Genomic DNA, 25,671 nt, shown 5'->3' with positions numbered 1-25,671 from the left:
AACACTCGGCGGAGGAGATCGGCGAGCTGGTGAGCCGGGAGCTGTACCGCTGGGGCGCGTTCGAGATCGGCCACCACGGCGGCCGCCGCTACAGCCTGCGGGCCCGGCACGCCCAGCCCGCCCCGCCGGTCCGCGCGCTGCGGCCCGGCGACACGGTGGTGATGTCCGGCGGCGGTCGCGGCATCGGCTACGCGCTGGCCCGTTCGCTCGCCGAGGAGTTCGGCGCGCGGGTGGTGGTCAGCGGCCGTGGCGCGGTGCCCGACCCGGCCGCCGTCCCGGCGCTGGCGTTCGACGAGCGGGAGTTCCGGCGGTACCGGGACGAGCGGCTGCGGGAGGCCGTGGCCGCGCGCCGGGTGCCGCAGGTCCGCGGCGAGCTGGAGAAGCTGGCCCAGGAGCGCGAGCTGTGGGCGAACCTCGTCTCGGCCCGCGAGGACGGTCTGCGGATCGACTACGTGCAGTGCGACATCACCGATCCCGAGCAGGTCGCCCGGCTGGTCGACGAGGCCGGCGACCGGCTGGCCGGCGTCGTCCACAACGCGGGCGTGGACGTGCCGGTGCGGCTGCCGGGCAAGACCGAGCAGATCGTCTCGCTGGTCGTCCGGGTCAAGGTCGGGGGCTTCCTCAACCTGCTGCGGGCGGTGGCGGACCGGCCGCCGCTGGCGTTCTTCTGCAGCGTCGGCTCGCTGACCGGCCGCTGGGGCGGCATGGTCGGCCAGCTCGACTACGGGGCCGCCAACGAGGCGCTGAGCCGGCTCGGGCTGTGGGCCTCGCAGGACGGCGAGCAGTCGGGCCGGGTCCGGCGGACGCCGGTGTCCACGGTCTGCTGGCCGACCTGGGAACGCCTCGGGATGATCACCAACTACGAGGCCACGCTGCGCTACATGTCGGCGGTGGACGTCCGCGAGGGCCTGTACCACTGGAAGCGGGAGCTGTTCTCCGGCGGCAGCGGCGAGTCGACGTTCATCGGCGACGTCGGTCCGGCGATGCTGCCGTCCGTGCTGCGCGGCTACCAGCAGGACACCGGTCTGCCCGGGATCGAGCGGCTCGCCGCGAGCCGCTACTACCTGGGCGAGCCGCTGGACTTCCGGCCGTACGCCGCGCTGACCACGGAACACCCGCTGACGGCCGGGGAGTTGCCGTGCTGCGACGACTTCCGGGTCGGCGGCGAGCCGGCGCTGCCGGTATCCCTCTGCCTGGAGTACCTGCGGGCGGCCGGTGACTGGGTGCTGCCGGAGAACGGGGACCAGCTGCGGTTCGCCGAACTCCGGGACCTGGACGTGGACCTGGCGGAGCTGCGGGTCGGCCCCGGGCGGCGGACGGCGGTGCTGACCCGGCACGCCGAGGGCCGCTGGGCGCCGGACGGCGACTGGCTGGTCGCGGTCACCCTGGAGCGCGCGGGGCGACGGCTTGCCGCCGCCGAACTGGTCTACCGGGCCGGGGAGTTGCCGCCGGAGCAGGCGGTGCTGCCGCCGACCGGGGCGCTGGGCGCGGAGGACGTGGCACCGCCCGCGCCGGGCGGCGCGCTCGGCTGGAGCGGGCACGCCTTCCGGCTGGCCGCCTGGCAGCGGGACGCGGTGGGCGGCCGGCTGTACGGGCGTGCGGAGCCGGGGCGGACGGCGGATCTGCTGCTCGCCTCGCCGGCGCCCGGCTCGGCCCTTCCGCTGAACCAGTTGGAGAACCTGCTGCGGGCCGCCTGGCTGGCCCAGGCGCCGCGGGCGGGCTCGGCGGGTGCGGTGGGCTCGGCGAGTGCGGCCGGGCAGGTCCGGCGGCTCACGGTGGAGCGGCTGTCCGTCGCGCCGTCGGCCGGGGAGGGCACCGTCCTGCTGGTCGGCACCCCCGACGGCCGCGACTGGACCGGCTACCACCCGCTCGAACTCTTCGAACCGTGCCCGGTGGTGCTCCGGGTGACCGGCCTGCGCCACCACTGACACCGGACGGTCGTAGCCCGACCGTCCGGTACCGACCGAATCACCGTGCCCCGGGGCACGGCACGACACCACCAGGGGGATCCGTTGACCACGATCGTTGACCGGTCGAAGGCCTATTGCGTCGTGGGCGCCGGGGCAGGTGGTCTGTCCGCCGGCAAGAACCTGCGGGAGTTCGGCATCGAGTTCGACGTGATCGAGCGCGCCGACGACGTGGGCGGCAACTGGTACGGCGGCAACACCTACAGCGCCGCCTACGACTCGGTGCACCTGATCACGTCCAAGCCCTACATCCAGTACGACGACTTCCCGATCCCGGCGCACTTCCCGACCTACCTCGGCCGGGAGCACGCGCACGCCTATCTGCGCGCCTACGCCGAGCACTTCGGGGTGTACGAACACGTCGAGTTCAGCCGCACGGTGGAGTCGATCGAGCGCCGGGACGGCTCGCCGGACTGGTTCGTCACCCTCGACGGGGGCGAAGTCCGCCGCTACGCCGGGGTGGTGATCGCCAACGGGCACAACTGGAGCCCCCGGTACCCGGAATACCCGGGCACGTTCGACGGGGAGATCATGCACTCCTGCGAGTACCGCAACCCCGAGCCGCTGCGCGGCAAGCGGGTGCTGGTGGTCGGCGGCGGCACCTCCGGCTGCGACATCGCGGTGGAGTCCTCGCAGAACGCCGCGTCGACCTCGCTGAGCATCCGCCGGGGCTGCTACTACTGGCCGAAGTACCTGTTCGGAATGCCGACCGACGTGCTCTACGAGAACGTCCTGAAATGGCGCATGCCCCGGCCGGTGGTGCGCTTCTTCGGTAGTCTCTTCCTGCGGCTCAACAGTGCCGGACGGCCGGAGCAGTACGGACTGCCCAAGCCGTCGCACAAGTTGCTGGAGGAGCATTTCGTCATCAATTCGACGCTCCTCTACCACTTGGGGCACGGTGATATCGGGGCGAAGCCGGACATCGCCGAACTCCGGGGGGAGCGGGTGAAGTTCAGCGACGGGAGCGAGGAGGCGTACGACGTGATCGTCTACGCCACCGGTTACCGGATGACCGAGTTCCCGTTCATCGACCGCAAGTACTTGAACTGGAACGGGCGCACTCCGCAATTGCACCTCAGCGCGTTCCACCCCGAGTACGACAACCTTTTTGTCATCGGTTACTTCCAGACTTCCACCGGCAACTGGCCGATCATGGATTACCAGTCCCAGCTCATGGCCCGCTACCTGCACCTGCTGCGCACCGACCCGCGGCGGGCGTCCTGGTTCAAGCAGGCCAAGGCCACGCCGATGGCGGGGGCCGAGCTGAACGGCGGCATCCAGTACTACGACTCCGAGCGGCACTGGCTCCAGGTCGAGCACTTCTCCTACCGGGCCATGCTGCGCAAGCTGGTCCGCCGGATGAACGCCGATCCGTCGCCCGCCGCGCGCAACCGGGGCACCGCACCCGGCGCCGGCGGCACCGGCCCCGCGGAGCAGGCCAACGCGCCGGCGGCGACCCGGCTGAGGAGCCACGCATGATGGACCTGATCGCACGGCTGGCGAACCGGCATGCCCGGGTGATGGTGCTGTGCGCCGTGGTGGTGGCCGCGGTGGCGGCCTTCATCGGCGCGCCCGTCGTCACATCGCTGACCGGCGGCAACCCGGACTTCGTCACCCCGGGGTCGGGCAGCGTCCGGGCGGACGACCGGATCGGCGCGGCCACCGGCATCCAGAGCGACGGCGGCATCATCGCCCTCGTCGACACCGGTGCCCCGGTGGACGACCCCCGCACCCGGGAGGAGGTCGACAAGGTCGCCGGACTGATGACCGGGGACCCGACCTTCGCCGACGTCCTGACGTACTACCGGACCCAGGACAAGAACCTGGTCTCCGAGGACGGGCGGCGGACGATCGTGGTCGGCCGACTCAAGGACAGCGCGGAGGACCACTACCAGGACGCCGTCGACCGGCTGTCCGACCGGCTCGACGGCGACGCCGCGGTCAAGCTCGGCGGCAGCGAGGTGGTCGGCAACCAGGTCGTCAGCACCGTCCAGCACGACCTGGAGCGGGCCGAACTCCTGGCCTTCCCGGTGCTGTTCCTGCTCTCGCTGTGGATCTTCCGCAGTCTGGTGGCCTCCGCGCTGCCGCTGGTCATCGGCGGCCTGAACGTCGTCCTGACCCTGTTCGGCCTGCGGGTGGTCGACCAGTTCACCCCGATGTCGATCTTCTCGCTCAACCTGGTCACCGCGCTCGGCCTCGGCCTCGCGATCGACTACAGCCTGCTGATCGTCTCCCGCTTCCGCAGCGAGATGACGGTCGAGCCCGACATCGACCGGGCGATCCGGGTCACCCTGCACACCGCGGGCCGCACCATCCTGTTCAGCTCGCTCACCGTGAGCGCCGCGATGGCCTCGCTGTTCGTCTTCCGCCAGCGCTTCCTGTACTCGATGGCGGTCGGCGGCCTGCTGGTCTCCGCCTCGGCGCTGCTGGTCGCGCTGCTGGTGCTGCCCGCGATGCTGCGACTGCTCGGCCGGCACATCGACTTCCTGGCCCCGGCCCGGTTCCGCCGCTCGCTGGAGGCGCCGGAGAACACCGAGGGCGGCTGGTTCGCGCTGGCCCGCGGGGTCATGCGGCGGGCCCCGCTGGTCGCGATCGGCGCCGGCGCGCTGCTGGTGCTGCTCGGACTGCCGTTCCTGAAGGTCGCCTTCACCACCGTCGGTCCCGCTTCGCTGCCCACCAGTACGAGCAGCCGCTCGGTCGCCGACACCCTGCGGGCCGACTTCCCGGCCGACCCGCTGGAGTCCGTGCAGGTCGTGGTCGCGGCCGGCGGCGACACGGCGGGCGCGCAGCCCCGGGTGGACGCGCTGCGCGACCGGATCGCGGCCCTGCCCGGCGCGGCCGCCGTCACCCCGGCCGTGGCGCTGAACGCGGACACCTGGCTGCTCCAGGTCACCCCCCGCGAGCCCGGCCTCAGCGGGGAGAGCCAGACCCTGGTCAAGGACGTCCGGGCGCTCTCCGGCCCGGACGAGGTCCTGGTCGGCGGGCAGACCGCCACCTTCGTCGACCTGCAGGACAGCCTCACCGACCGGCTCCCGGCCGCCGCGCTGATCGTCTTCCTCACCAGCATGCTGGTGCTGCTGCTGATGACCGGCTCGCTGGTGCTGCCGCTCAAGGCCGTGCTGATGAACCTGCTCACCCTCGCCGCGACCTTCGGCATCCTGGTCTTCGTCTTCCAATGGGGCCACGGCGCCGGGCTGTTCGGCACCGAGGCGCAGAACGCGCTGGACGCCACCCAGCCGGTGCTGCTGTTCGCGATGGTCTTCGGACTCTCCACCGACTACGGCGTGTTCCTGCTCGCCCGGATCAAGGAGGCCAGGGACGCCGGGGTCGGCGAGGCCGAGTCGGTCGCCCAGGGCCTGGGCCGCACCGGCCGGGTCGTCACCGCGGCCGCGGTGCTGTTCTGCGTCGCCCTGGGCGCGCTCGCCACCTCCGAGATCGTGTTCATCAAGGAACTCGGGCTCGGCACCGCGCTGGGCGTGCTGCTGGACGCCACCATCGTCCGGGCGTTGCTGGTGCCCTCGTTGATGCGTCTGCTCGGCCAGTGGAACTGGTGGGCCCCGGCGCCGCTCCGGTGGCTGTACGAACGATTCGGGCTCCGCGAGGGCGGGGCGCCGCCGCTGGCCGTCGAGAAGTCGTAAGGTTTTGACGCACCGTCACCACTATCGACCGGCCTGTCTACGACCAGAGGTGGAAACGTGTACCACGCCATCGTCCGGCGCAATCTCCGCAATTCGTTCGCCGACGTCAACCGCGGCAACTACGCGGCCATCGTGCGGCAGTTCACGCCCGACGCGGAGCACTGGTTCTCCGGTGCGCACGCGTTGTCGGGCGGGCGCGACACCGCCGAGCAGATCCAGCGGTGGTACGACCGGCTGGCGGAGGTCATGCCCGACCTGCGCTTCGAGCTGAAGAAGGTCGTCGCCAAGGGCTGGCCCTGGGACACCGTGGCCTTCGCCGAGTGGGTCGACCACCTGACCGACCGCGAGGGCAACCGCTACTCGAACCAGGGCGTGCACGTGGTCCGGATCAAGTGGGGCAAGATCACCGAGCTCCACATCTACTGCGACACCGAACTGCTGGAGTCGGTGCTGGACAAGCTGGGCGAGCAGGGCGTCGGCGAGGCCGTCGCCACGCCGGTCGGCAACCCCGGCCCGTTCCGCGAGGCGCGCGTCGGCAGGTGACGCGCGCGGGTACGCCGACGCGGGCGGTCCGGTGACACCGGGCCGCCCGTCGTCGTTCTCCGCCGTTGGGGGTCGGTGCGGGTGAAGGGGGACGGATGAACGCGCAGGACCCGGGGGTGGTCGAGCTGTGGCTGCTCGAAGCCGCCGCCGTACCGGTGGGACCGGCCGAGCTGTACGGCCTCGACGAGGAGGAGCACCGGCGGGCCGGGCGCTTCGTCCGGGACGCCGACCGGGCGGTCTACCTGGCCGCGCACGTCGCACTGCGGCACGTGCTCGGCCGGCGGCTGGGGCTCGCCCCGGCGGCGCTGGCCTTCGGCCGGGAGCCGTGCCCCGGCTGCGCCGAACCGCACGGGCGGCCGCGGTTGGCCGGCGGCCCGGCCGGGGCCGCTGCCGGGGACCCGCACTTCTCGCTCTCCCACGGCGGCGGCCGGGTGCTGATCGGCCTGGCCGCCGCCCCCGTCGGCGTGGACGTGGAGCCGCTGCCCGCGGCCGACAGCGTGGAGGTACTCGCCACGACGCTGCACCCGGCCGAGCAGGCCGAACTCGCGGACGTCCGGCCGGCGGACCGTCCCGGCGCCTTCGCCCGGCTGTGGACCCGCAAGGAGGCGTACCTGAAGGGACTCGGCATCGGCCTCGGGCGCCCGCCCGCCGCCGACTACCTCGGCACCGCCGAGCCCGCACGCCGCCCGGCCGGCTGGGCCGTCACCGATGTACCGGCCGGGCCCCGGCACGCCGCCGCCGTGGCGCTGGCCGGGGGCGGCGCGTCGGTGGAGTACCGGCTGCGTCACACCCTGGGCTGACGGCGCCCGGGCCCGGCGGTGCCGGGCAAGGCGTGCCGGAGGGACAGCAGCAGGCGTCGCCGCTCTCGGTCGAGTCCGGTGACGACGACCAGGACGTCCGCGCCGACCCGGAGGACGTCCTCGGGCTTCTCGACGGACGTCCGTGCGAGCTCTTCGAGCGGGAACAGCCCTTCGATTCCCTCGGCGACCCGCACGAACGCGCCGAAGGGGAGCAGCCGGGTCACCTTGCCGGGCAGGGCCCGGCCCACCTCGTTGTCGGCGGCGAAAGCCCGGAAGGGGTCCGGTTGCGTCGCCCGGAGGGACAGCCGGGCCTCGCCGTTCCAGGTGTCGAACTGGAGGAAGGCACAGGAGACGCGCTGCCCGATCCGCACGACCTCCTCCGCCGCCTCGAAGCGCTGCCAAGCCAGTTCGGGGTACGTGATGAAGCCGACGCCCGGGAAGACCGGATGGGCGGGGCCGTCGTCCAGGGCGACGAACACGCCGAACGACTCGACTGCCGCGATGGTGCCGGAGAGGATCTCGTCCCGCTCCAGCCCCTTCAGGAACGCCCAGAGCTCGGGGTGTGCGGCGGCCGCCATGGAGAGGCGGACCACGCCCTCGTCCGGGTCGACGGCGGTCACCCCGGCGGTGATCCGCCGGCCGACCTCCAGGGCGTCGAGTCGGGCGTCCCCCCAGGCCAGGTCCAGGGGGCCGAGCGACCCCAGCGCCTTCGTGGGGAACCCGTCCAGGGTCACCGTCGCTCCGTGGGAACGGGTGATTCCGGTGACCACGCCACTGCAGAGGTCGCCGATGTCGATCGATGCCAAGAAGCTCCGTACATCCCGATCGTCCGACACTTCGTTCATAGCGGTCAGCCTTCCACGAACTCCGTTCGGTGACGGGGATCTTGGTGGCGGGGGAGAATCGGGCGCATGCGTGCTCTGATCATCACCGCCGGTTCACGAGGAGACGTCGCGCCCTTCACGGGGCTGGGGCGGAGGTTGCAGGAGGCGGGGCTCGAGGTTTCGGTGGCCGCGCATTCGGCGTTCGAGGCGCTCATCGGGGGGTGCGGGCTCGGGTTCCGGGCGGTGCCGGGGGATCCGCAGGGGCTGATCCGGGACTGGGCCCGGGCGGGGTCGCGGGAAGAGGTCCAGGCGCTGACGCGGGCGTACGCGGACGGGCTCGCCGACGGGGTGGCGCAGGCCGTGGAGGGCGGCATCGATGTGCTGCTCACGGCCTTCGGCCCGGCGCCGCTGGCCCGGGTGGCGGGGGATGCCCTCGGCATTCCGGTGATCGGTACCTACCTCGTACCGTCCGTCCCCACCGGGGAGTTCGCGCTGCCGAACGCGCGCGGCGACCTCGACGGGCCGGAGGGCAGGCTCGCCGCCGGCCGGGACGTGGTGCGGCGGGCGGAGGGGGTCTTCTCGGGCGCCGCGACCCGGTTGCGGTCGCACTTCGGGCTCCCCGCCGAGGAGCCGTCAGTGCCCTCGGTGCCGTCGGGCGTGCGGCCGGTCTTCCACGGCTTCAGCCCGTCGGTGCTGCCGCGCCCCGCGGACTGGCCGTCCTGGGTCGACGCCTCCGGCTACTGGTGGTCCGCCCGGCCGGAGGGCTGGCAGCCGCCGGCCGAACTGGTCGACTTCCTCCAGGCCGGGCCGCCACCGGTGTTCATCGGCTTCGGCAGCATGGCGGTGGGGGAGGGCGAGCGGCTCGGCGAGCTGGTGGCCGGGGCCGTGCGGCGGGCCGGTGTGCGGGCGGTGGTGCAGGCCGGGTGGGCCGGGCTGTACGGCTTCGGCGGCGACGTCCTGGCCGTCGGCGACGTCCCGCACGACTGGCTGTTCCCGCGCACCGCCGCCGTCGTCCACCACGCCGGGGCGGGCACCACGGCCGCCGCCCTGCGGGCCGGCGTGCCCGCCGTGCCCGTTCCGGTCATGGCCGACCAGCCGTTCTGGGCGGCCCGGCTGTGCGAACTGGGAGTCGCGCCCCGCTCCCTGCCTTTCGCGGACCTCACCGCCGAAGCCCTCGCCACCGCGATCACGGACGCCCTCACCGAGCCGTCCCACCACCGCCGCGCCACCGAACTCGCCCACGCCATCGCCACCGAGGACGGCGCGGCGGCGGTCCTCGCTCACCTCGACTCGGTCGCGGCGGGCTGACCGGGCTCAGAAGAGATCGGCGAGGCGTTGCCACCAGGGAGCGGGGGCGGGGGTCGGCCGCGCTGTGACGACGGGGACGAAGGTGGTCTCGATGGGGGCGTCCCAGGTGAGCAGGGTGGCCGGGAACCAGGCGACCGGTTTCGTGTCGTCGCGGGCGTTGGCCCAGGTGGCGAGGCGGTCGGCGGTGGTGCGGTCGGGGAGCAGTCCGCGGTTGTCGGTGGTGATGCCGAGCTCGCGGACGGCGTCGTCGTGGAGGTCGTTGCAGAGCCAGGTGTGCAGGATGCCCTGGTCGTAGCCGAGCACCTCCCAGCCGAGGGCGCGGCCGCCCTCGGCCGGCTCGGGGGTGGGGGCGGGGCCGTCGAGGTGGGCGAGGAGGACCGGTTCGTGGGTCTCCGCCTCGCGGATGTCGGTGACGAGCGCGTCGACGTGGTCGCCGGGCACGAGCAGGGCGAAGAGCCGGGCGTCGGTGGGGATGTCGATCATGCCGCAGGCGGCCAGGGCCTCGGCCGGGGTGGTGAACCAGCTGCCGTCCTGCCAGAGCTGGTCGGTCAGGCAGTCGGAGGCGGTGGTCAACTGCTCGGTGCGGGGCATCCCGGTGCCGTGCAGGGGTTCCGGCGTGGCGACGAAGTAGCCCGCGAGGACGGGGTCCGCCGTGCGGGGAGGGGCGGCTCTGCGGGACCGGAGCAGTTCGGGGCGTGCTTCGCCGGGGAGTGGCGATCGGCCCTCCGCGAGGTGGAAGAGGTAGCCGCGGAGGTACGTGTCCAGGCCGCCGTCGAGGTGCAACAGGTAGTCGCGCAGCCCCTGCGCGGCGTCCCGGTAGTGCTCCCGGTATTGGCCGCGGACCCGTGACCAGCGTTCGGAGGTCGTGGCCGCCCATTCGCGCACCCGCCCGCGTTCCTGCCACCACTCGCGCACGGAGGCGTCGGTCCAGTGCTCGTCGCCGTCCATCGCGAAGCCGCCGTGGCCGAAGAAGCAGCCGCTGAGGAGGTCCTTGGTCTGTGCGGCGTCGGTCGGCTGGCGGTAGACGAACTCCTGCCCGTCCAGCGGCCCGAACTCGTCGTCGTACGCGATGTGGAACGGCGCGTCGAGCCGCCCCATCTGCATGGTGTCGGTGTCCGCCCCGTAGAACGGTCCGGGGACGTTGCGCCAGTTGCGCCCCTCCCAGACCCCGCCGAAGTGGTCGAGCGACGGGTTCTTGACGAGCAGCCGTCGGGAGGTGGGCAGCGGGTCCCAGTAGCCGCCGGGTATGCGGGTGGTCCCGTCGTCCATGGGGCCGGTCCGTTCTGTGGTGCGGTGCAGGGGCTGGTGGCAGGCTCCCAGTGATATCAGAGGTGGCGGGCATGACGGCCGGAGTGGGTAGTCGGCGGGTTCGACTTCCCACTCCGGCCGCAGCGTTGGCCCGGTCACTTCATCGGGGCGCCCATCGTGGCGGTGGCGTCAAGGTTGTGGATCGGGAGGCTCTCCTCGTAGGAGACGCGGATGTCGCCGACCAGCTTGGCGACGGCGTCCTTCAGGTCCTTCGAGGTGGTGCCCGCCTTGGTGGTAGCGATCTTGATGCCGGAGCCGTCCGGGAACATGGCGGCGGAGTAGACGGGGGCTGGGAGTTTGTTTGACTCCGCCGCTTCTCCGATCAGTTTGATCGCGGGGTCGACGATGCCTCGGGAGTACTGGCACTTCCGGATCGCAGTGTAGGAGGTCTCGATGCCGGGGTGCTTCTTCGAGGCCGCTTCGACAAGGGAACGTGCCCGGCCCTCGTCGGTCGCGAACAGGATCACGTGTCGTCCGGCCGGGTCGAGTTGGAGCGCGCCAAAGGTGTCCTTGAACTCCGCCCGTCCCTGTTCGCCCAGTGCCGACTCCAGGTTTTGCAGGGCGGAGTACGTAATGGGATCGATCGGTGCCTGGGGAGACTCGGGAACCCCGTCGCTGGCACTCGACAATGATCCACTACCGCATGAGCTGAGCAGGAGGCTCATGAGCAGCCCTGCCGACGAAGCGGCCGCCGAGCGTTGCCATTTCACGTCAACTCATCCGTTCTGCCGACTGATTCGGGCTCATTCAAGCATGGTAGGGGGAAAGGCTCAGCCCGACTTCCCTGAAGTAGTCCTTGATTTCGGTCCAGCAAACGTTCTTGGTGTCCGAGCCGGCCGAGACACTTCCTCGGGCCTGGCGAGTACCACCACTGAAGGCGAACACCAGAGCGCCACTGTCTCCGTGATCAGCGGCCCAGTTGTCGGCGTGCCCACAGACTCCGCGGGAGGTGTGCTGCAAACCGTCCCACCAGTAGGGGTTGCTTGTCCTCCAGCTGGTGTCATCGTTGGTGACCTTGATGCCGCACGGCACACCATGGCCGGAATAGTAGGACGTAATGCCGTTCTGGCACACCCAATCGCCGTTGTAACTGTAGGCAACACCTTCCACCCGGTACCACTGGCCCGGGACGTTGTCCGCTTCGTCGGACGTTGCCCCGATTCCTCCTCTGGTCCCTGTGTAGATCGCTTCCATGTCCCATTGGGGAGAGGCGTTGGTAACGGTTCCGATGCGATTGCCTGTCCATTGATGCGCCAGGTCGTGATACGGATAGGCGTTTCCGTAGACCTCCCAGCCATCTGGGAAGCAGTGAGCAGCGGTGAGGATGAAGTCGCCGGTTCCTATGCCTGCGACGGCTCCCGTCGTGCATTGATGGCCGTTGACTCCCACGTAGTCTCCGGCGATGAATGGCTGCTCATCGTTCCAGCGCCATTCAAGGCTCTCCAGCGCTTCGCCTGCTTCAAAGGAGATGGGGATACGAGCCCCTGTGGCGGTCCGGTATTGCATGGCCTCGGACTTTGCGACGGCAGTGGCGGCGTTGACCTTGTCCGTGACAACCTTGAGGCCGCTGGAGTCGGGGTTCAATGACACGGAGCGGACCGAGTACAGAAGTTTCTGTGACTCGGAGTCCGCCATGACCTGGTCCCGCGCTTCGGCGAGGTCCTTTCGGGAGTAGTTCGCTTTCGCGAGCCTGATCACCGACGTGTCGATTGAGGGTGAGGACTTCTTGGCATCAGCGATGAGGCGGTTCGCTTTTGAGATATCCGTCACATAAAGCACGACGTGCCCTTTGGGGGCATCGATGGTGAGTGACCCATAGATGCCGGAGTGGGTCGATCGACCCTGGTCTCCCAGCGCGTTTGCTACTGCTCGAAGCGGTTCGAGGATCTTTGTCTGCCGGGCGGGATCCAGGTGCGCGAACTGCTGGTCCGTGAGATCAGGTTCGGTGGCCGGTGAAATCCCTGTGGTTACTGCGGCCGTCAGTGCCGTTGCTGCAATAGCAATTATTGCGCGTCGAATCATGGAGCCCCCTTGATCGAATTTGCGCCGCACGCCGTGGAGTGAGTTGGTATCAGCCGTGCGACAGCCCCCGAGGGAATTCTGGCAGATCGTTTACTGTGGGGCCACTGAGATGCTGATTCTGGCCTTTGATTTGCCCCTTTCGAGATGATCCGTCGGTTAATTCTGGAGCTCTGGTGTATGCGAGTGATCGCGGGGAGTCGACATGGTTCTTTTGTCGGATTGATATCGACTTCGTGGCAATAGGGACTAAGATGGGGTTCGCGAGATATTGCTGGTCGATGTGAATTGGGGCGTATCGGGCCTCCTTGAAGGTTGTGCGGGTAGGTGCGTAATCCGGCGGAAAATTCCTGATTGGTAACAGAAGACCTTTTGGGGTGCAGTGAACCTGGCGCGCGCGTGCTGGCATGAGCGTGCCCCTCGCTCGGGTCGAGCGAGGGGCACTGAGTAAGAGGTTGCCGCGGCCACGGTCGGGGTGAGCCTCGGCACGGGGCCGGCGGCGGCGGTCAGGCCTTGCGGATGTAGTAGCCGGTGCCGCTGCCGTAGCAGGCGTTGGTGCTGTAGGAGCTCGTGACGATCCAGCCCGCCGGGAGGGGGGAGAAGGAGCACACGGAGGCGGTGGTCTGGGTGGTGATCTTGGCGATGCTGTAGCCGACGCCGGTGCCGACGCACGCGTTGGTGCTGTACGACCAGGTGACGACCCAGTTCGGCGGCATCGGGGTGAAGGAGCACACCGAGGCGGTGGTGGAGTTGGTGACGTTGGCGATGCTGTAGCCGACGCCCGTGCCGGCGCAGGCGTTGGTGCTGTACGACCAGGTGACGACCCAGTTCGGCGGGATGGGCGTCATCGAACAGACGCTGGCACTGGTGGCGTTGGTGACGTTGGCGATGTTGTAGCCGACGCCGGTGCCGATGCAGTTGTTGGTGCTGTAGGACCAGGTGATGACCCAGTTCGGCGGGATCGGCGACATGGAGCACACGCTGAGGCCGGTCGCACCGTTCGAGTCGGTGATGTTGTAGCCGACGCCGGTGCCCGGACAGGCGTTGGTGCTGTACGAGGAGGTGATGACCCATCCGGCCGGGATGGTGCCGTTGGAGCAGATGCTCGCGCCGGCCGTGACCCGCTGCGTGGCTGCCTGGGCCGGCGCGGTCGCGGCGGTCATCAGGCCGAGGAGCATCAGGACGGCGGTTATCAGGTGCGGGACGTGCTTCCGCGCGGTCTTCATGTGGGCCCGGGATCCTCTCGACGTTCCACGGCTGCGGTGATGCAACCGAGACGAACCATTCGCTTACTGTCTGTTCGTCGCGGCTGAGATGGTGTCAGAGATGCTGGTGTGACACCAGGGTGCAGTGGGAACACCCTCCGAGGTTTCGTCAGAGCTTCCGGATGGTGTAGGCGATGTTGCTGCCCGCGCAGGTGCCGGTGTTGAAGGAGCCCGTCACGACCCAGCCGGCGGGGAGGGGCGAGAAGGAGCAGACCGTGGTGGTGGTCTGGGTGGTGATCTTGGCGAGGGTGTAGGCGTAGCCGAACCCCTCGCAGGTGCTGGTGGTGTAGGAACCCGTGATCACCCAGTTGGTGGGGATGGGGGAGTTGGAGCAGACCGTGACGTTGGTCAGGTTGCTGGTGTCGAGGATCGTGTAGATGTACCCGGCGCCCGCGCAACCGTTGTTGCGGTAGGAGCCCGTGACGACCCACCCCGCCGGAATGGGCGAGTTGGAACAAATGGTCGTACCGGCGGTGAGCCGCTGCGGGGTGGCCTGCGCCTGGGTGGAAGCGGCGGTCATCAGCCCCAGGAGCAGCAGCAGGGCGGTTATCAGGTGCGGGACGCGGGTCCGGAAGGTCGTCATGGTCGGCCTCAGATTCTCTTGGTGGCCCCCGGCTGCGCGGATGCAGCCGCGGCGAACCATTCGCTCACTGCCTGTTTGTCGCGGCTGAGATGGTGTCAGAAGTGTGAAGACGGCACCAGAGTGCGATGGGAGTGCTCTCCTCGCCGGACGTGCAAAGGGTTGCCCCCGCGCTCGGGTCGAGCGCGGGGGCACGCGGGGCGAGGGGTGTCAGGCCCTGCGGATGTTGTAACCGAAGCCGTTGCCGCCGCAGTTACTGGTGTTGAAGGTGCTGGTGATGACCCAGCCGGTGGGGATGGTGGAGAAGGGGCACGCGGTGGTGTAGCTGAGACCAGCGGTGTTGACGATGTTGAACAGGTAGGTGGCGCCTGCGCAGTAGCTGGTGGTGGAGGTGCTGGTGGTGACCCAGCCGGTGGGGATGTTGGAGAAGGAGCAGGCCGTCGTGTAGCTGAGGCCGGCGGTGTTGGTGAGGTCGAACATGTAGGTGGCGCCCGAGCAGTAGCTGGTGGTGGAGCCGCGGGCGACGACCCAGCCGGTCGGGACGGTGGAGAACGAGCACGCCGAGATGGAGTTCAGGCCGGCGGTGTCGGAGATGTTGTACGCGTAGCCGCTGCCCGTGCAGCTGCTGCTGGTGACGACGCGGGTGACGACCCAGCCGGTCGGGACCGGCGAGTAGGAGCACACGGTCGCGCTGCCGCCCAGCGGCTGCGGTGCGGCCTGCGCCTGGGTGGTCGCGGCGGTCATCAGTCCCAGGAGCAGGAGTACGGCTGTCAGGAGGTGCGGGATGCGGTTCCGTAGGGTCTTGATTGCCATTGCGGGATCCCCTCGGTGCACTGCGGCCGCGTTGGTGTGGTCGCAGTGAACGATTCGCGCACTTCCTGTGCGCGCCGATGGTGATGCTGGCAGGGCTGTCGCGGGGTGCGCCAGGGTGTGGCGATCGGCTGCCAAGGGGGAGTGGGCAGTTCAGGCCGCCCTGCAAGGTGTTCGGTCGATGGTTCACGTTCCGGCAACGGCGGCGGCACGGGCAGGCCGAAGGGCTTCGGGCCGGACGTCGTGGTCGTGCGGACGATGGCGATGTGGCGGAGCGAGGGCTGTGCCGGTACCTCGTCCACCGGCCTCGCCGAGGCGGCCGGGGCTGCCCAAGGTGGTCTCTACCTCTTCTTCGACTCCAGGCGGGGAGCTGTTCGCCAGGGCGCAGGATCTGGGGGGCCGGACCGGTTCGGAATTGGCCGAGGAATTCCTCTCGCGGCTGGCCGCCGCCGAAAAGTGCGCCCGTACGGGTCGTGCCCCCGCGCTCCGGGTCGAGCGCGGGGGCACGCGGAGCGGGTGGGTCAGACCTTGCGGATGTAGTAGCCGAAGCCGCTGTCCGCACAGCTGCCGGTGTTGTAGGAGCCGCTGATCACCCAGCCGGCGGGGATGGGGGAGAACGAGCAGACGGCGGCGTTGGTCTGGGTCGTGAGCTTGGCGAGGGTGTACATGTAGCCGGCGCTCGTGCAGCCGCCTGTGCTGTAAGCGCTGGTGATGACCCAGCCGGTGGGGACGGGGGAGTACGAGCAGACGGTGACGTTGGTCAGGTTGGCGGTGTTGGCGAGGGTGTACACGAAGGTGGTGCCCGTGCAGATGCCGAGGTTGTAGGCGCTGGTGATCATCCACCCCTTGGGGACGGGGGAGTACGAGCAGACGGTGACGTTGGCCTGGGTGGTGAGCTTGGTGATCGTGTACACGAAGGTGGTGTTCGCGCAGATACCACTGTTGTAGCCGCTGGTGATCACCCAGCCGGCAGGGACAGGGGAGTACGAGCACACCGTGGCATTGGTCAGGGTGCTGGCATCGCTGATCGTGTAGAGGTAGCTGGTGCCCGTGCAGCTGCCGGTGCTGTAGGAGCTGGTGATGACCCAGCCGGCCGGTATCGGCGAGTTGGAGCATATGGTCGCGTTACCGGTGAGTCGCTGCGGAGCTGCCTGTGCCTGAGAAGTGGCGGCGGTCATCAGGCCCAGGAGCAGGAGCACGGCTGTCACCAGGTGCGGGATACGGCTCCGTAAATTCTTCATTGACATTCCGGGATCCCCTCGACGCTCTACGGCTGCATTGATGTAGCAGAGGTGAACGATTAGCGCGCCTTTCCCTGCACGCCAGCTGCGATGGTGGCAGAGCCGGGGCAGGCGCACCAGGGTGCCGGGAGCGGGGCAGAGGCGGCATAATTGCGCCCCCTCGCTCGGGTCGAGCGAGGGGGCGCCGGGGTGCTGGGGTCAGGCGTGGTGGTCGAGTTCGCCTGCCTTGATGGTGCGGAGCAGGTTGGAGAAGGCACCGGGGGCGGTGCGGAGTATGAGTTCGCCGTCATCGGACTCCCGGAGTTCGACCAGCCCACTTGCAGCACGCACCTCGACACAGTTGTCGTTTGCTGCGGAGTAGCTGGACTTTTGCCAGGTCTGGCTAGCCATGCTTGCGTTCACTTTCCTTCATGATGGACTGGATGAGGTCTCGTGACCTTTCCTCGGACAGCGCTGTGGATCCCATCTGGGCGATGAGCGCACGGAATCTCGCCAGGTGCGCGGGTGCATCGAAGAGCTGGCCACCATGGCCTGTGTCCATCTGTGCAGCGTCCAAATCGACGACGGGCCCCTCCGAGTAGGTGAAATTCTCGCTCGGGCTCGGGACGGAATCGACTCCGAACGGAACGATTCGGAGCGAGATATTCGGACGCTCTGATTCGACAAGAAGCGCTTCGAGCTGTTCGGCGAGGTCCTTCGGCCCACTGAACTGCATCCGCAGGGCTGCCTCGTGTATGAAGGCACAGAACGGCGTGGCGGCGGATTGCACCATGAGCTGCCTTCTCATGCGGAAGGACGTTCTGAGTTCAACCTCGTGGGGAGGCAGGGGTGGGTACGTCTGGGAGAACAGAGCCGAGGCATAGGCGGTCGTCTGAAGCAATCCAGGAACGAAGGTGGTCGTGTAGGTGACTAGCCTCCGCGCATCAGATTCCAACTCCGCCACGTCCAGGAAGTCCGTGGCGAGCTCTCCGCGATACTCCTCCCACCACCCACTCTTCCCTCGCGTTGTGATGATGTCGGCGAGAGCGTCGATCAACGGTTGATTGACGCACATGCACAGTGCGGCGATAGTGCGCAGCCGCTCGACACTGATGCCGGTCTTCCCTGCTTCCATCTGCGTCACGTGAGCGGGGTTGATGCCGAGGTCGCGAGCGAGCTGACTGCCTCCAAAGCCGGCCTGCTCCCGCATCCGCCGCAGCTCTGTACCGAGCCTGCGTTGACGGAGGGTTGGGTTGGAGCGAAGGGCCATGGCGTCCTCTCTGGATAGCGCAGGGCCAGTGTGCCGCGCCCACGGCGAGCGGGTCCATCCGGGCCGGATGCCACGTTAGAGGGAACTTCCCGATTGGCGCCACAAATCTGTGGCGACGTGGGCTATGGTCTGTCTCATAGCGATCCGACGGATCGTCAGTAATGCCTGTTTGTATGGGCAGTAGGCGCCTGCTGCCCTTTGCGCCGCAGAGCAGCCATGGCCGGGCCTGGCTCACGGTGACGTCTCCGCCGACGCCTCTTCTCCCCACTCGCACGACCTCATTCGGAGGTTTCTCATGCGTGCCTGCAACCCGCCCGACTGCTCCGCCGTCCGCGCGGAACTGCGTTCCCTCCTCCTCTCCGCCGGGTGGCGGCCCGATGCCGTCGACGACGCCGAACTCGCGTTCCATGAGCTCTTCGTCAATGCCTGGCGGCACGCCGGTTCCGCCGTCCCTGCCGTCCTGGTCTGCCTCCGGCCGACCACGCTGCGCGTCGCCGTCTGCGACGACTGCCCCGATCTCCCCGAACCCCGCATCTCCGCCGACCCCTACGCCGTCTCCGGCCGAGGCCTCCATCTCGTGCGCGCCCTCACCCACCGCCTCGGCGTCGACCCCACCAGGACCGGCAAGGTCGTCTGGTTCGAACTGGACTTCGCCGCGTGAACGCCCCCGTCGACCCCCACGACCCCTACCTGCGCACCTACACCGAACCCGAGGTCACCGCCCTCCTCCTCGAACTCCACGAACGCGGCAGACCCCACGGCCTGCGCTGGGGCTCCATCGCAGTCTCGGACCCCACCATCGACGGCCGCCTCCTCGTCGACTTCGGCGACGCCCCCCTCTCCACCCTCCTCAACCTCCTCACCCTGCTGCGCGAGGCGGCCCCGGGGTGAGCGGCTTCCTCGTCGGCGCCGCCTTCGCCGTCCTCCTCGCCCTCGCCATCGCCACCGTGATCACCGGCGTCGTCACCGCCCTCAGGATCGGCCCGCCCCCGCCGCCGATCACCCGCCACGGCCACTGGGAAACCCACACCCTCCCCGACGGCACCACCGAACACACCTGGACCGCCCACCAGCAGCCCCACACCCGCATACCCCAGTAACCCTCCCGGAGTGGGAAGTCGGACCCACCGACCTCCCACTCCACCCGGTACACGGCCCGGCCCCGGTGGCTCCCTTGCGAGCAGCAAGGGAGCCACCGAACGAGCGTGCAGGAACAGGAAGTCGGCGACACCGACTTCCTGTTCCTGCTGACTTTCGGCCTCCCAGAAGAAGCAGCGTCGGCGGAGGGCTGCCCACAGACGGCGGCGCTCCGGTGGCGCAGGAAGTCGGCCCGTCCGACTTCCTGCGCCACCTCCGAGTTGGCCGGTGCAGTTCATCGGCCCTCACCGGAACCCGACGAGGGCCCTTGCGGTGCTCCGGTGGCCCCTTGCGTGCAGCAAGGGGCCACCGGAAACGATTCTCACCGCGTCCTCCCCTCACTTCGACCTCAGCCGGCTGCCCCTCGCTCAAGCCGAGCGAGCTGGAGTGGGAAGCCGGACTCACTGACTTCCCACTCCACCGGCGGTGCGGCCCGGTCCGGGCGGCTCCGTGCACACGGCAAGGTCCATCGGAGGGAAAGACCTGGGAGTGGGAAGTCGGCGGAATCGACTTCCCTGCTCCCGGTGACCTCCGACCGTGCCAGAAGGACGGTGTTGGCGAACGGCTGCCTACGGACAGCGGTGTTCCGGTGGCCCCCTTGCCGCACAAGGGGGCCACCGGGGCGGAGTAGGAAGTCGGCCCCATCGACTTCTCGCTCTGTCCGGCCCGCGGCATGAGCAGATTCCTCTCGCTCGGGCCGAGCGAGAGGCAGTCGGCCGAGGTCGGGGGAGCGGAGCGGATCGGTGGCTCCCTTGCGCGCAGCAAGGGAGCCACCGAAGAAAGGTTCAGGCCGGCCGGGTCCGCAGCGAGAAGTACCGAGTCGACTCGGCAGTGGTGCCGGACGGCGCCGGAAAACCGCTGCTCCGCTACCCGATCCAGCTGCTAGGAAGAGGGAATGGACGACAAGATCATTACCCCGATCGACCGATTGCTCGCGGAACGCGCTTGCGAGCGGATCATCGTGGACTTCATCCACCGCCTCGACCTCGGTGAGCCGAGTTCGGTGGCTGAACTGTTCACGCCCGACGGCGTCTGGTACTGGCCTCACGGCGACCGCCGCATCGAGGGTCGTGAGGCCCTGGGTGCGTACTTCGCGTCGCGCCCCTCGGACAGGCTCTCGCGTCGCCTGATGACGAACATCCTGGTCACGGTCGAGTCCGCGACGAAGGCTCGCGCAGTTTCGTATCTGACGACATATCGGGTCGACGGCTACACCGGCGGCATCATCGAGCCCCGCCTCCCGGCGAACGTGGGTCACTACGAGGACACCTTTCACAACATCGATGGCAGCTGGCTCCTCGCCACTCGAACCGTCTTCCTTCCGTTTGGTGCCGACACGGAGCGACTCCCCTCCGGTACCGCGCCTCGCACCTGACGGGAACCGCTTCGCGGCCCGAACAGCGGGAGCAGCCGCGCAGGGCGCGGTCGGCCAACGTCCCTTCCTCAATGGGAAGGTGGCGACCGCCGTGGCTGGCCGCTGTCGGGGCAACCGGCTGAGGTCGGGCGATGCGGAGTGGGAAGTCGGCCGCTCCGAATCCCCATTTCACCGGCGGCGTGGCTCGGTTTCGGTGGCTCCCTTGCGCGCAGCAAGGGAGCCACCGAAGAAAGACCCAGAAACAGGAAGTCGGCCTCATCGACTCTCCACTCCGCCCGGCCTCCGACTTGAGCGCCGGCCCCTGGCTCGGGCCGGGCGAGGGGCAAGCCGGGTGCGGCCGGTTGATGTGGAGCGGGGTTGTGACGTCCGCGGGGTGGTGCCCGTCGCCGCCCGGTGGCGACACTGCCGTCGAAGGGGGAGGTCGTATGGGGGAACGGACGGAGTGGGTCGCCCGGGACGGGAAGACGGTGGAGGTCGACTACCCGAGCCCGGCCCGGACGGTGGTGCTGACCGTGGCCGTGGACGGGCTGGAGGAGATCACCGTGCTCGCGGGCGGGGCGGACGGCACCGAGCTCCACCGGGGGAAGGGCGCCTGGAGCGTGCTGGTCCCCCCGGCGAGGCAGGACGAGCTGCGCCGGATCACCGTGACCGGCCCACGCCGGTGGCAGCTGCGGCTCCACGATCCGTCGGAGGCGGCCGAGCTGACCGGCCGGGTCACCGGCGTCGGTCCCCGGGTGCTGGTCCACCCGGGCGGCACTGTGCTGGTCGACGTCACGCACCGTTCCTCGACGAACGACGCCCAGTTGTTCCGGCTGGTCCGGCCCACGGCGGACGGCGGCCGGGAGGTGCTGGCGACCGGTGACCGGGCCGGGAAGCTGTACCGGTCGGACAACTGGACGCTGCTGCTGGAGGGCCGGCAACTGCTGGTGGTCGAGCAGGGGGAGGACTGGTCGATCACCGGCCGTCCGGCGGACCTGCCGCCGTCGACGGAGACGGTGCGGCACGGTATCGGGGACCGCCGCGAGGTGTTCGCGTGGCCCGAGGGGGCGGGTCCGGCCCTGTTGGAGGTCGAGACCGAGGACGGAGTCCTGCTGGGACTGGAGGACCACGCCGGTGGGAGGCTGGCGTTCGTCCATGTCATGGCGCGGAACGGTGTCCAGCGGCTACTGGTGCCCGCCGACCCGGCCCGGCGGGCGCTCGGCCCGTTCCGGGGCGAGGTGATCCGCAGCCGGCGCAGGTGGCGGTTGGAACTGCTGCCGGTCGAGGACGCCCGTGAGCTGACCGGCCGGGCGGACGGCACCGGACACGACGTCCTGGCCTACACCGGGCCCCCGGCGGTACTGCGGGCCTGGTCGCTCGCGGACACGGCCTCGTCCGTCACGGTCGAGGCCGGGGGCCGGCGGATCGCGACCGGGTACGGCAGCCCGGGGGAGTGGGGCGGCGCCATGCCGGTCGGCGGCCCGCCGGAGCCGGGCGAACCCGAGCAGGTCCGGGTGGAGAGCGGCGGCCGGTGGCGGCTGGAGGTGGTGCCGCTCACGGCGGTGCCCGCCTTCGACCGTCGGCTCGCCGGCCGGGGCGCCGAGGTGGTCCGCTGGGCCGGGCCGCCGGGGCGGCTGACCGTGCGGACCGGGCGGTGGCACGGAGGGCTCGCGGAGGCGACCGTGCTGGACGAGCGGCTGAACCCGCTCGGCGCCACCAGCACCTTCGGTCGGCGGCGGCACGAGCCGGTGGAACTACCGCCCGGCAGTCTGGTGGCGGTTCGGACCTGGGGCCTCGAGGACCGCTGGCGACTGGTCGTCCGGTGACCCCGCCCGCTCCGGCCGGCGCCGCAGCAGTACCGCGACCAGCGCGGCGCCCGCCAGGGCGGTGAGGCCGGCGGCCAGCAGGGTGCGGTCGAGGCCGGTGGCGAAGGCGGTCCGGAGCAGTTCCCCGGGCAGCCCGGCCGGGGGCCGGCCGGACGCCAGCGCGCCGGCGGTGGCGTCCGGGTCGGGCCCGGCCGCCGGGTGCCCGGCCAGGGCGTCGCGCAGGCCCCCGTGCAGGACGAGCCCGAGAACGGCGATGCCCAGCGCCTGGCCGAGCTGCCGGAAGGTGTTGAGGGCGCCGCCGGCCATGCCGCCGCGCTCGGGCGGGACGGCCGCCATCGCGGCGGACGCCAGGACCGGGCTGACCGCGCCGATGCCGAGGCCGGTCAGGGCGAGGCCGGGCAGCAGGGCGGCCCAGCCGGAGGAGCCGTCCAGGACGCCCTGCACTAGCGTGCCCAGCCCGATCACGGCCAGGCCGCCCGCCAGCGGCACCGCGACCGGCAGCGCGGCGAGCCGACGGCCCGCCAGCGCCGGGACGGCGAAGGCGACGACGCTCATCGGCAGCAGCGTCAGCCCGGCGGCCATCGGGCCGAGGCCGAGCACCGACTGCAGCCAGAGCGAGATGTACGGCAGGCCGGAGAAGGCGGTGGCCGAGTAGACGGCGCCGCACAGCAGGACCCCGGTGAAGGCCGGCCGGCGCAGCAGGGCCGGCGCCAGCAGCGGGTGCGGGCTGCGCCGTTCGACCAGCACGAACACGGCGAGCGCCACGACCGCGGCGGTACCCGCGCCGAGTACGGCGGGCGAGGTCCAGCCGTCCGTCCCGCCCCGGATCAGCCCCAGCACGGCCGCCCCGGCCGCGACGGTGAAGGCCGCGGCGCCGGGCAGGTCGAGCCGGCGGGCGCCCGGGTCGCGGGACTCCGGCAGTGTCCGCCGGGCCAGCACCACGGCGGCGAGCGCGAGCGGCAGGTTCACCAGGAAGATCGACCGCCAGCCCAGGTACTCGGTGAGCAGGCCGCCGGCCACCGGCCCGACGGCCGCCGCCGCGCCGCTGACGGAGCCCCAGACGCCGAAGGCCACCGCCCGGTCACGGCCCCGGTAGGAGAGGTTGAGCAGCGCCATCGCGGTGGCGAACATCGCCGCACCGCCGCCCGCCTGGACGATCCGGGCTCCCACCAGGGTGGCTCCGTCCGGGGCGAGGCCGCAGGCCAGCGAGGCGAGCGCGAACACCGCCAGGCCCACCGTGTACACCCGCCGCCGGCCCACCCGGTCGGCGAGGGCGCCGAGGCCGAGCAGCAGCGCGGCCAGTGCCAGCGCGTAGCCGTCGAGCACCCACTGCAGTCCGTCGAAGTCCATGTCCAGCCCCGCGCCGATGTCCGGCAGGGCCACGATCACGATGCTGACGTCCGTCAGCAGCATGAACACCCCGAGGCAGACCGCCACCAGCGGTCCCCATGTGCGCATCCCCGTTCCCCCTCGTCCAGGCCCGGCCACTGCGGCCGGACGCCCCGTCACTCTCGGTCCGGCGGCCGCTCCCGCGCCGCTCGCAGGGGCCTTTCCGGCGGATCTCGACACCGCCTACCATCCGGCTGGTGGAAACCGTGACGCTGGACGGACTGGACCGGGCGCTGCTGCACGCCCTGCACGTGGACGGCCGGGCGCCGTTCCGGCGGATCGCCGAGGTGCTGGGGGTGTCCGACCAGACGGTCGCCCGCCGCTACCAGCGGCTGCGCGCCGCCGGGGTGGTGCGGGTGGTGGGGCGGACCGATGCCCGGCTGCTCGGGCAGGTCGACTGGCTGACCCGGATCCGGTGCGTGCCCGACGCCGCCGCCCCGCTCGCCGAGGCGCTGGCCCGGCGGCCGGACACCTCCTGGGTGAGCCTGCTGTCCGGCGGCGAGATCGTCTGCAACGCCCGCGCGCGGCTGCGGCCGGAGCGCGAGGAACTGCTGCTCGGCGCCCTGCCCCGGAGCCCGCGGGTGCTGTCGGTCTCCGCGCACTACCTGCTGCGCACCTATGTCGGCGGGCAGGTGGCGTGGAGCGGGCGGACCTCGGCGCTGACCGACGGGCAGATCGGCCGGCTCCGCGCCGCGGCGGGGACCGGGCCGACGGCGGCGAAGGCCCCGGGCCTCCCGCATGTCCCGGGCGTTCCTGACGTTCCGGATGTTCCTGACGTGCTGGACGTGCTGGACGTGCTGGACCGGGCGCTGCTGGCGGCGCTCGCGGTGGACGGGCGGGCCCCGCTGGCCGCGCTGGCGGCCGCGTCCGGGAGCCCGGAGACGACGGTGCGCCGGCGGCTGGCCGCGCTGGTCGACGGCGGGCTGCTCTTCTTCGACGTGGACGTCGATCCCCGCCCGCTCGGCTTCGAGGTGGAGGCGTTCTGCTGGCTGACGGTGGCGCCGGGGCGGCTGGCGGCGGTCGGCCGGGCGATGGCGGAGCACCCGGAGGTGGGCTTCGTGGCGGCGACCACCGGGCCGAGCAACCTGGTGGCGGGGCTGGTCTGCCGGGACACCGGGGCGTTCTACGACTACCTGACCCAGGGGCTGGGCGAGCTGGAGGGGGTGGTCGCGGTGGAGACGGCTCCGCTGCTCCGGAGCGTCAAACGTGCCGGGATGATCATGCCGTCATCGAATAATCCGTAAAAGCTCGCCGCTGGCCGGATTCTCGCGGCTTCTGGCTAATTATTTGTCTACAGATCATCAGACAAATCGAGAATTCCATGATTCCCCTCGAAAATGCCTCGCCATGACTTCGGGCCGCCCTTAGTATCTGAACGAACACTTTTGGTGACTGTTCGACCGCGGACAGCGAAGGGGGTCGTCATGGGCGAGCGGCTTCGAACCGTGCTGCGCCACGTCGCCTACCCGTTCCTGCTGGTCACCCTGGTGGGGATAGCCGTCGCGGCCCTGCGTCTGCGCTGGGACCTCGACCGGGTGAACCAGCTGTTCCTGCTCGGCGTGATCGCTTTCATGTCCCTGCTCGAACGTTTGATTCCGTACGAACCGGAATGGTCTCCGAGCGTGCGCGAGTGGGGCTGGTACGGCGTCTACTTCCTGCTGACGATGATCGGCGGGGCACTCTCCCAGGTGCCCGTGGCCGCCCTCGTCGGCTGGTTGGCCCCGCCCCGGTCGGCGCTGCCGCCGTGGGTGGAGATCCCGGCCGCCCTGCTGCTCGGATCGCTGGCCAACTACCTGGTCCACCGCTGGTGCCACACCAGTCCGCGGCTCTGGCGGCTGCACGGCGTCCACCACGTGCCCGACAAGGTGAACGTCGGCAACAACGGGGTGAACCACCTGTTGGACGTGCTGCTCACCCAGGGCGCCGTCCAGCTGGCGCTGGCCGCGGCCGGGTTCTCGGCGCCGACGGTGTTCGTGGTCGGCCTGTTCGTCGTCGCCCAGGGCTACTTCGTGCACGCCAACATCGACGTCCGGATCGGCCCGCTCAATTATGTGCTCGCCGGTCCCGAGCAGCACCGCCTGCACCACAGCACCGATCTGGCGGAGGCCGGGCACTACGGCTCCGACCTGTCGGTGTGGGACCACGTGTTCGGCAGCTTCACCTGGCGGCCCGGCCGCCGGCCGCTCGCGGTGGGGCTGGCGAATCCGGCCGACTTCCCGGCCACCGGCCGGGTGGTCGCCAGCCACCTCCAGGCCTGGCACCGCCCCGCCCGGGCCGAGCGCTCCCCGACCGGCACCACCTGAGCCGCGCCCGCCGTCCCGTCCCCGCCGTCCCGTCCCCGCCGTCCCGTCCATGCTCTGCCCCGCCGTCCCGCCCCAGCCCTGTCCCACCGGCCCGTCCCCCCCGCTCCTCC

Annotated in this window: 24 protein-coding genes; 13 read left to right on the top strand and 11 right to left on the bottom strand. The window is 70.5% G+C overall.

Translation table 11 applies throughout. The features are described from left to right. From BI06_RS07970 to BI06_RS07950, 5 genes are all read left to right on the top strand, one after another. A partial coding sequence (locus BI06_RS07970; protein ID WP_158516403.1) for a KR domain-containing protein occupies window positions 1–1,928 on the top strand: 1,928 nt, incomplete at its 5' end. A gap of 84 nt (window positions 1,929–2,012) precedes the next feature. Beyond that, window positions 2,013–3,446, top strand: coding sequence for an NAD(P)/FAD-dependent oxidoreductase (locus tag BI06_RS07965; protein ID WP_199523258.1), 1,434 nt, complete (start codon window positions 2,013–2,015; stop codon window positions 3,444–3,446). Next, window positions 3,443–5,605, top strand: a complete 2,163-nt coding sequence (locus BI06_RS07960) for an MMPL family transporter (protein ID WP_082558365.1) — start codon at window positions 3,443–3,445, stop codon at window positions 5,603–5,605. The genes BI06_RS07965 and BI06_RS07960 overlap by 4 nt, the downstream gene beginning before the upstream one ends. Before the next feature lie 57 nt (window positions 5,606–5,662). Continuing rightward, window positions 5,663–6,148: a nuclear transport factor 2 family protein gene (locus BI06_RS07955; protein WP_051740464.1), complete on the top strand. Its 486-nt coding sequence runs from the start codon at window positions 5,663–5,665 to the stop codon at window positions 6,146–6,148. Window positions 6,149–6,243: 95 nt separating this feature from the next. Then, window positions 6,244–6,948 carry a 4'-phosphopantetheinyl transferase superfamily protein gene (locus BI06_RS07950; protein WP_051740463.1) on the top strand — a complete coding sequence of 235 codons (705 nt, stop codon included), beginning with the start codon at window positions 6,244–6,246 and terminating at the stop codon, window positions 6,946–6,948. Here the strand turns inward: BI06_RS07950 and BI06_RS07945 are convergent. Further along, window positions 6,933–7,754: a S1 RNA-binding domain-containing protein gene (locus tag BI06_RS07945; protein WP_369826066.1), complete on the bottom strand. Its 822-nt coding sequence runs from the start codon at window positions 7,752–7,754 to the stop codon at window positions 6,933–6,935. The two genes, BI06_RS07950 and BI06_RS07945, sit on opposite strands and share 16 nt — an antisense overlap. Before the next feature lie 105 nt (window positions 7,755–7,859). Between BI06_RS07945 and BI06_RS07940 the strand changes: the two genes are divergently transcribed. Then, window positions 7,860–9,080 carry a glycosyltransferase gene (locus BI06_RS07940; RefSeq protein WP_043466704.1) on the top strand — a complete coding sequence of 407 codons (1,221 nt, stop codon included), beginning with the start codon at window positions 7,860–7,862 and terminating at the stop codon, window positions 9,078–9,080. 6 nt (window positions 9,081–9,086) lie between these two features. Here the strand turns inward: BI06_RS07940 and BI06_RS07935 are convergent, their stop codons facing one another. The 9 genes from BI06_RS07935 to BI06_RS07895 all read right to left on the bottom strand — a co-directional run bounded on the left by BI06_RS07935 (window position 9,087) and on the right by BI06_RS07895 (window position 17,552). After that, the gene (locus tag BI06_RS07935) at window positions 9,087–10,349 is read right to left on the bottom strand and encodes a hypothetical protein (protein WP_051740461.1); all 1,263 of its coding nucleotides are present in this window, start codon (window positions 10,347–10,349) and stop codon (window positions 9,087–9,089) included. 134 nt (window positions 10,350–10,483) lie between these two features. Further along, the gene (locus BI06_RS49335) at window positions 10,484–11,098 is read right to left on the bottom strand and encodes a hypothetical protein (protein ID WP_149030309.1); all 615 of its coding nucleotides are present in this window, start codon (window positions 11,096–11,098) and stop codon (window positions 10,484–10,486) included. A 37-nt stretch (window positions 11,099–11,135) separates the two neighbouring features. Beyond that, complete coding sequence (locus BI06_RS49330; protein WP_149030308.1) at window positions 11,136–12,410, bottom strand: hypothetical protein; 1,275 nt, start codon at window positions 12,408–12,410, stop codon at window positions 11,136–11,138. A gap of 503 nt (window positions 12,411–12,913) precedes the next feature. After that, window positions 12,914–13,633, bottom strand: a complete 720-nt coding sequence (locus BI06_RS07920; RefSeq protein ID WP_043466698.1) for a hypothetical protein — start codon at window positions 13,631–13,633, stop codon at window positions 12,914–12,916. Window positions 13,634–13,781: 148 nt separating this feature from the next. Then, window positions 13,782–14,255, bottom strand: a complete 474-nt coding sequence (locus tag BI06_RS07915; RefSeq protein ID WP_051740460.1) for a hypothetical protein — start codon at window positions 14,253–14,255, stop codon at window positions 13,782–13,784. A 207-nt stretch (window positions 14,256–14,462) separates the two neighbouring features. Next, window positions 14,463–15,065, bottom strand: coding sequence for a hypothetical protein (locus tag BI06_RS07910; protein ID WP_043466695.1), 603 nt, complete (start codon window positions 15,063–15,065; stop codon window positions 14,463–14,465). A gap of 518 nt (window positions 15,066–15,583) precedes the next feature. Further along, window positions 15,584–16,270, bottom strand: a complete 687-nt coding sequence (locus BI06_RS07905) for a hypothetical protein (protein WP_149030307.1) — start codon at window positions 16,268–16,270, stop codon at window positions 15,584–15,586. A gap of 231 nt (window positions 16,271–16,501) precedes the next feature. Beyond that, complete coding sequence (locus tag BI06_RS07900; RefSeq protein ID WP_043466692.1) at window positions 16,502–16,693, bottom strand: DUF397 domain-containing protein; 192 nt, start codon at window positions 16,691–16,693, stop codon at window positions 16,502–16,504. After that, entirely contained in the window at window positions 16,686–17,552 is an 867-nt protein-coding gene (locus BI06_RS07895) for a helix-turn-helix transcriptional regulator (RefSeq protein ID WP_043466689.1), read from the bottom strand. Before BI06_RS07895 ends, BI06_RS07900 begins: the two co-directional genes overlap by 8 nt. Window positions 17,553–17,847: 295 nt before the next feature. On the opposite strand from BI06_RS07895, the gene BI06_RS07890 reads away from it, so the two are divergent. The 5 genes from BI06_RS07890 (at window position 17,848) to BI06_RS47825 (ending at window position 21,869) form a co-directional block, all read left to right on the top strand. Continuing rightward, window positions 17,848–18,213 carry an ATP-binding protein gene (locus BI06_RS07890; protein WP_051740457.1) on the top strand — a complete coding sequence of 122 codons (366 nt, stop codon included), beginning with the start codon at window positions 17,848–17,850 and terminating at the stop codon, window positions 18,211–18,213. Further along, window positions 18,210–18,443, top strand: coding sequence for a hypothetical protein (locus BI06_RS07885; protein WP_043466688.1), 234 nt, complete (start codon window positions 18,210–18,212; stop codon window positions 18,441–18,443). The genes BI06_RS07890 and BI06_RS07885 overlap by 4 nt, the downstream gene beginning before the upstream one ends. Continuing rightward, window positions 18,440–18,652, top strand: a complete 213-nt coding sequence (locus tag BI06_RS07880; protein WP_043466685.1) for a hypothetical protein — start codon at window positions 18,440–18,442, stop codon at window positions 18,650–18,652. Before BI06_RS07885 ends, BI06_RS07880 begins: the two co-directional genes overlap by 4 nt. 932 nt (window positions 18,653–19,584) lie before the next feature. After that, window positions 19,585–20,064 (top strand): nuclear transport factor 2 family protein, encoded by a 480-nt coding sequence (locus BI06_RS07875; RefSeq protein WP_043466684.1) that lies wholly within the window; start codon window positions 19,585–19,587, stop codon window positions 20,062–20,064. A 425-nt stretch (window positions 20,065–20,489) separates the two neighbouring features. Continuing rightward, complete coding sequence (locus BI06_RS47825; protein ID WP_043466682.1) at window positions 20,490–21,869, top strand: hypothetical protein; 1,380 nt, start codon at window positions 20,490–20,492, stop codon at window positions 21,867–21,869. Here BI06_RS47825 and BI06_RS07865 read toward each other — a convergent pair. Further along, the gene (locus BI06_RS07865) at window positions 21,798–23,327 is read right to left on the bottom strand and encodes an MFS transporter (RefSeq protein ID WP_051740456.1); all 1,530 of its coding nucleotides are present in this window, start codon (window positions 23,325–23,327) and stop codon (window positions 21,798–21,800) included. The two genes, BI06_RS47825 and BI06_RS07865, sit on opposite strands and share 72 nt — an antisense overlap. Window positions 23,328–23,455: 128 nt before the next feature. On the opposite strand from BI06_RS07865, the gene BI06_RS07860 reads away from it, so the two are divergent. Then, window positions 23,456–24,502 (top strand): Lrp/AsnC family transcriptional regulator, encoded by a 1,047-nt coding sequence (locus BI06_RS07860; RefSeq protein WP_043466680.1) that lies wholly within the window; start codon window positions 23,456–23,458, stop codon window positions 24,500–24,502. Between the two features lie 180 nt (window positions 24,503–24,682). Continuing rightward, window positions 24,683–25,561 carry a sterol desaturase family protein gene (locus BI06_RS07855; protein ID WP_082558363.1) on the top strand — a complete coding sequence of 293 codons (879 nt, stop codon included), beginning with the start codon at window positions 24,683–24,685 and terminating at the stop codon, window positions 25,559–25,561. Window positions 25,562–25,671: the final 110 nt, after the last annotated feature.

Source organism: Kitasatospora sp. MBT66 (assembly GCF_000710405.2).
In the GTDB taxonomy this organism is placed as follows: domain Bacteria; phylum Actinomycetota; class Actinomycetes; order Streptomycetales; family Streptomycetaceae; genus Kitasatospora; species Kitasatospora purpeofusca.
This window is presented reverse-complemented; position numbering and strand designations above follow the sequence as displayed.

Coding starts and splice junctions, on each gene's coding strand:
- BI06_RS07960 (WP_082558365.1), top strand. CDS start 3,443: ATGATGGACCTGATCGCACGGCTGGCGAACCGGCATGCCCGGGTGATG.
- BI06_RS07950 (WP_051740463.1), top strand. CDS start 6,244: ATGAACGCGCAGGACCCGGGGGTGGTCGAGCTGTGGCTGCTCGAAGCC.
- BI06_RS07940 (WP_043466704.1), top strand. CDS start 7,860: ATGCGTGCTCTGATCATCACCGCCGGTTCACGAGGAGACGTCGCGCCC.
- BI06_RS07935 (WP_051740461.1), bottom strand. CDS start 10,349: ATGGACGACGGGACCACCCGCATACCCGGCGGCTACTGGGACCCGCTG.
- BI06_RS49330 (WP_149030308.1), bottom strand. CDS start 12,410: ATGATTCGACGCGCAATAATTGCTATTGCAGCAACGGCACTGACGGCC.
- BI06_RS07920 (WP_043466698.1), bottom strand. CDS start 13,633: ATGAAGACCGCGCGGAAGCACGTCCCGCACCTGATAACCGCCGTCCTG.
- BI06_RS07915 (WP_051740460.1), bottom strand. CDS start 14,255: ATGACGACCTTCCGGACCCGCGTCCCGCACCTGATAACCGCCCTGCTG.
- BI06_RS07910 (WP_043466695.1), bottom strand. CDS start 15,065: ATGGCAATCAAGACCCTACGGAACCGCATCCCGCACCTCCTGACAGCC.
- BI06_RS07900 (WP_043466692.1), bottom strand. CDS start 16,693: ATGGCTAGCCAGACCTGGCAAAAGTCCAGCTACTCCGCAGCAAACGAC.
- BI06_RS07895 (WP_043466689.1), bottom strand. CDS start 17,552: ATGGCCCTTCGCTCCAACCCAACCCTCCGTCAACGCAGGCTCGGTACA.
- BI06_RS07890 (WP_051740457.1), top strand. CDS start 17,848: ATGCGTGCCTGCAACCCGCCCGACTGCTCCGCCGTCCGCGCGGAACTG.
- BI06_RS07875 (WP_043466684.1), top strand. CDS start 19,585: ATGGACGACAAGATCATTACCCCGATCGACCGATTGCTCGCGGAACGC.
- BI06_RS47825 (WP_043466682.1), top strand. CDS start 20,490: ATGGGGGAACGGACGGAGTGGGTCGCCCGGGACGGGAAGACGGTGGAG.
- BI06_RS07865 (WP_051740456.1), bottom strand. CDS start 23,327: ATGCGCACATGGGGACCGCTGGTGGCGGTCTGCCTCGGGGTGTTCATG.
- BI06_RS07855 (WP_082558363.1), top strand. CDS start 24,683: ATGGGCGAGCGGCTTCGAACCGTGCTGCGCCACGTCGCCTACCCGTTC.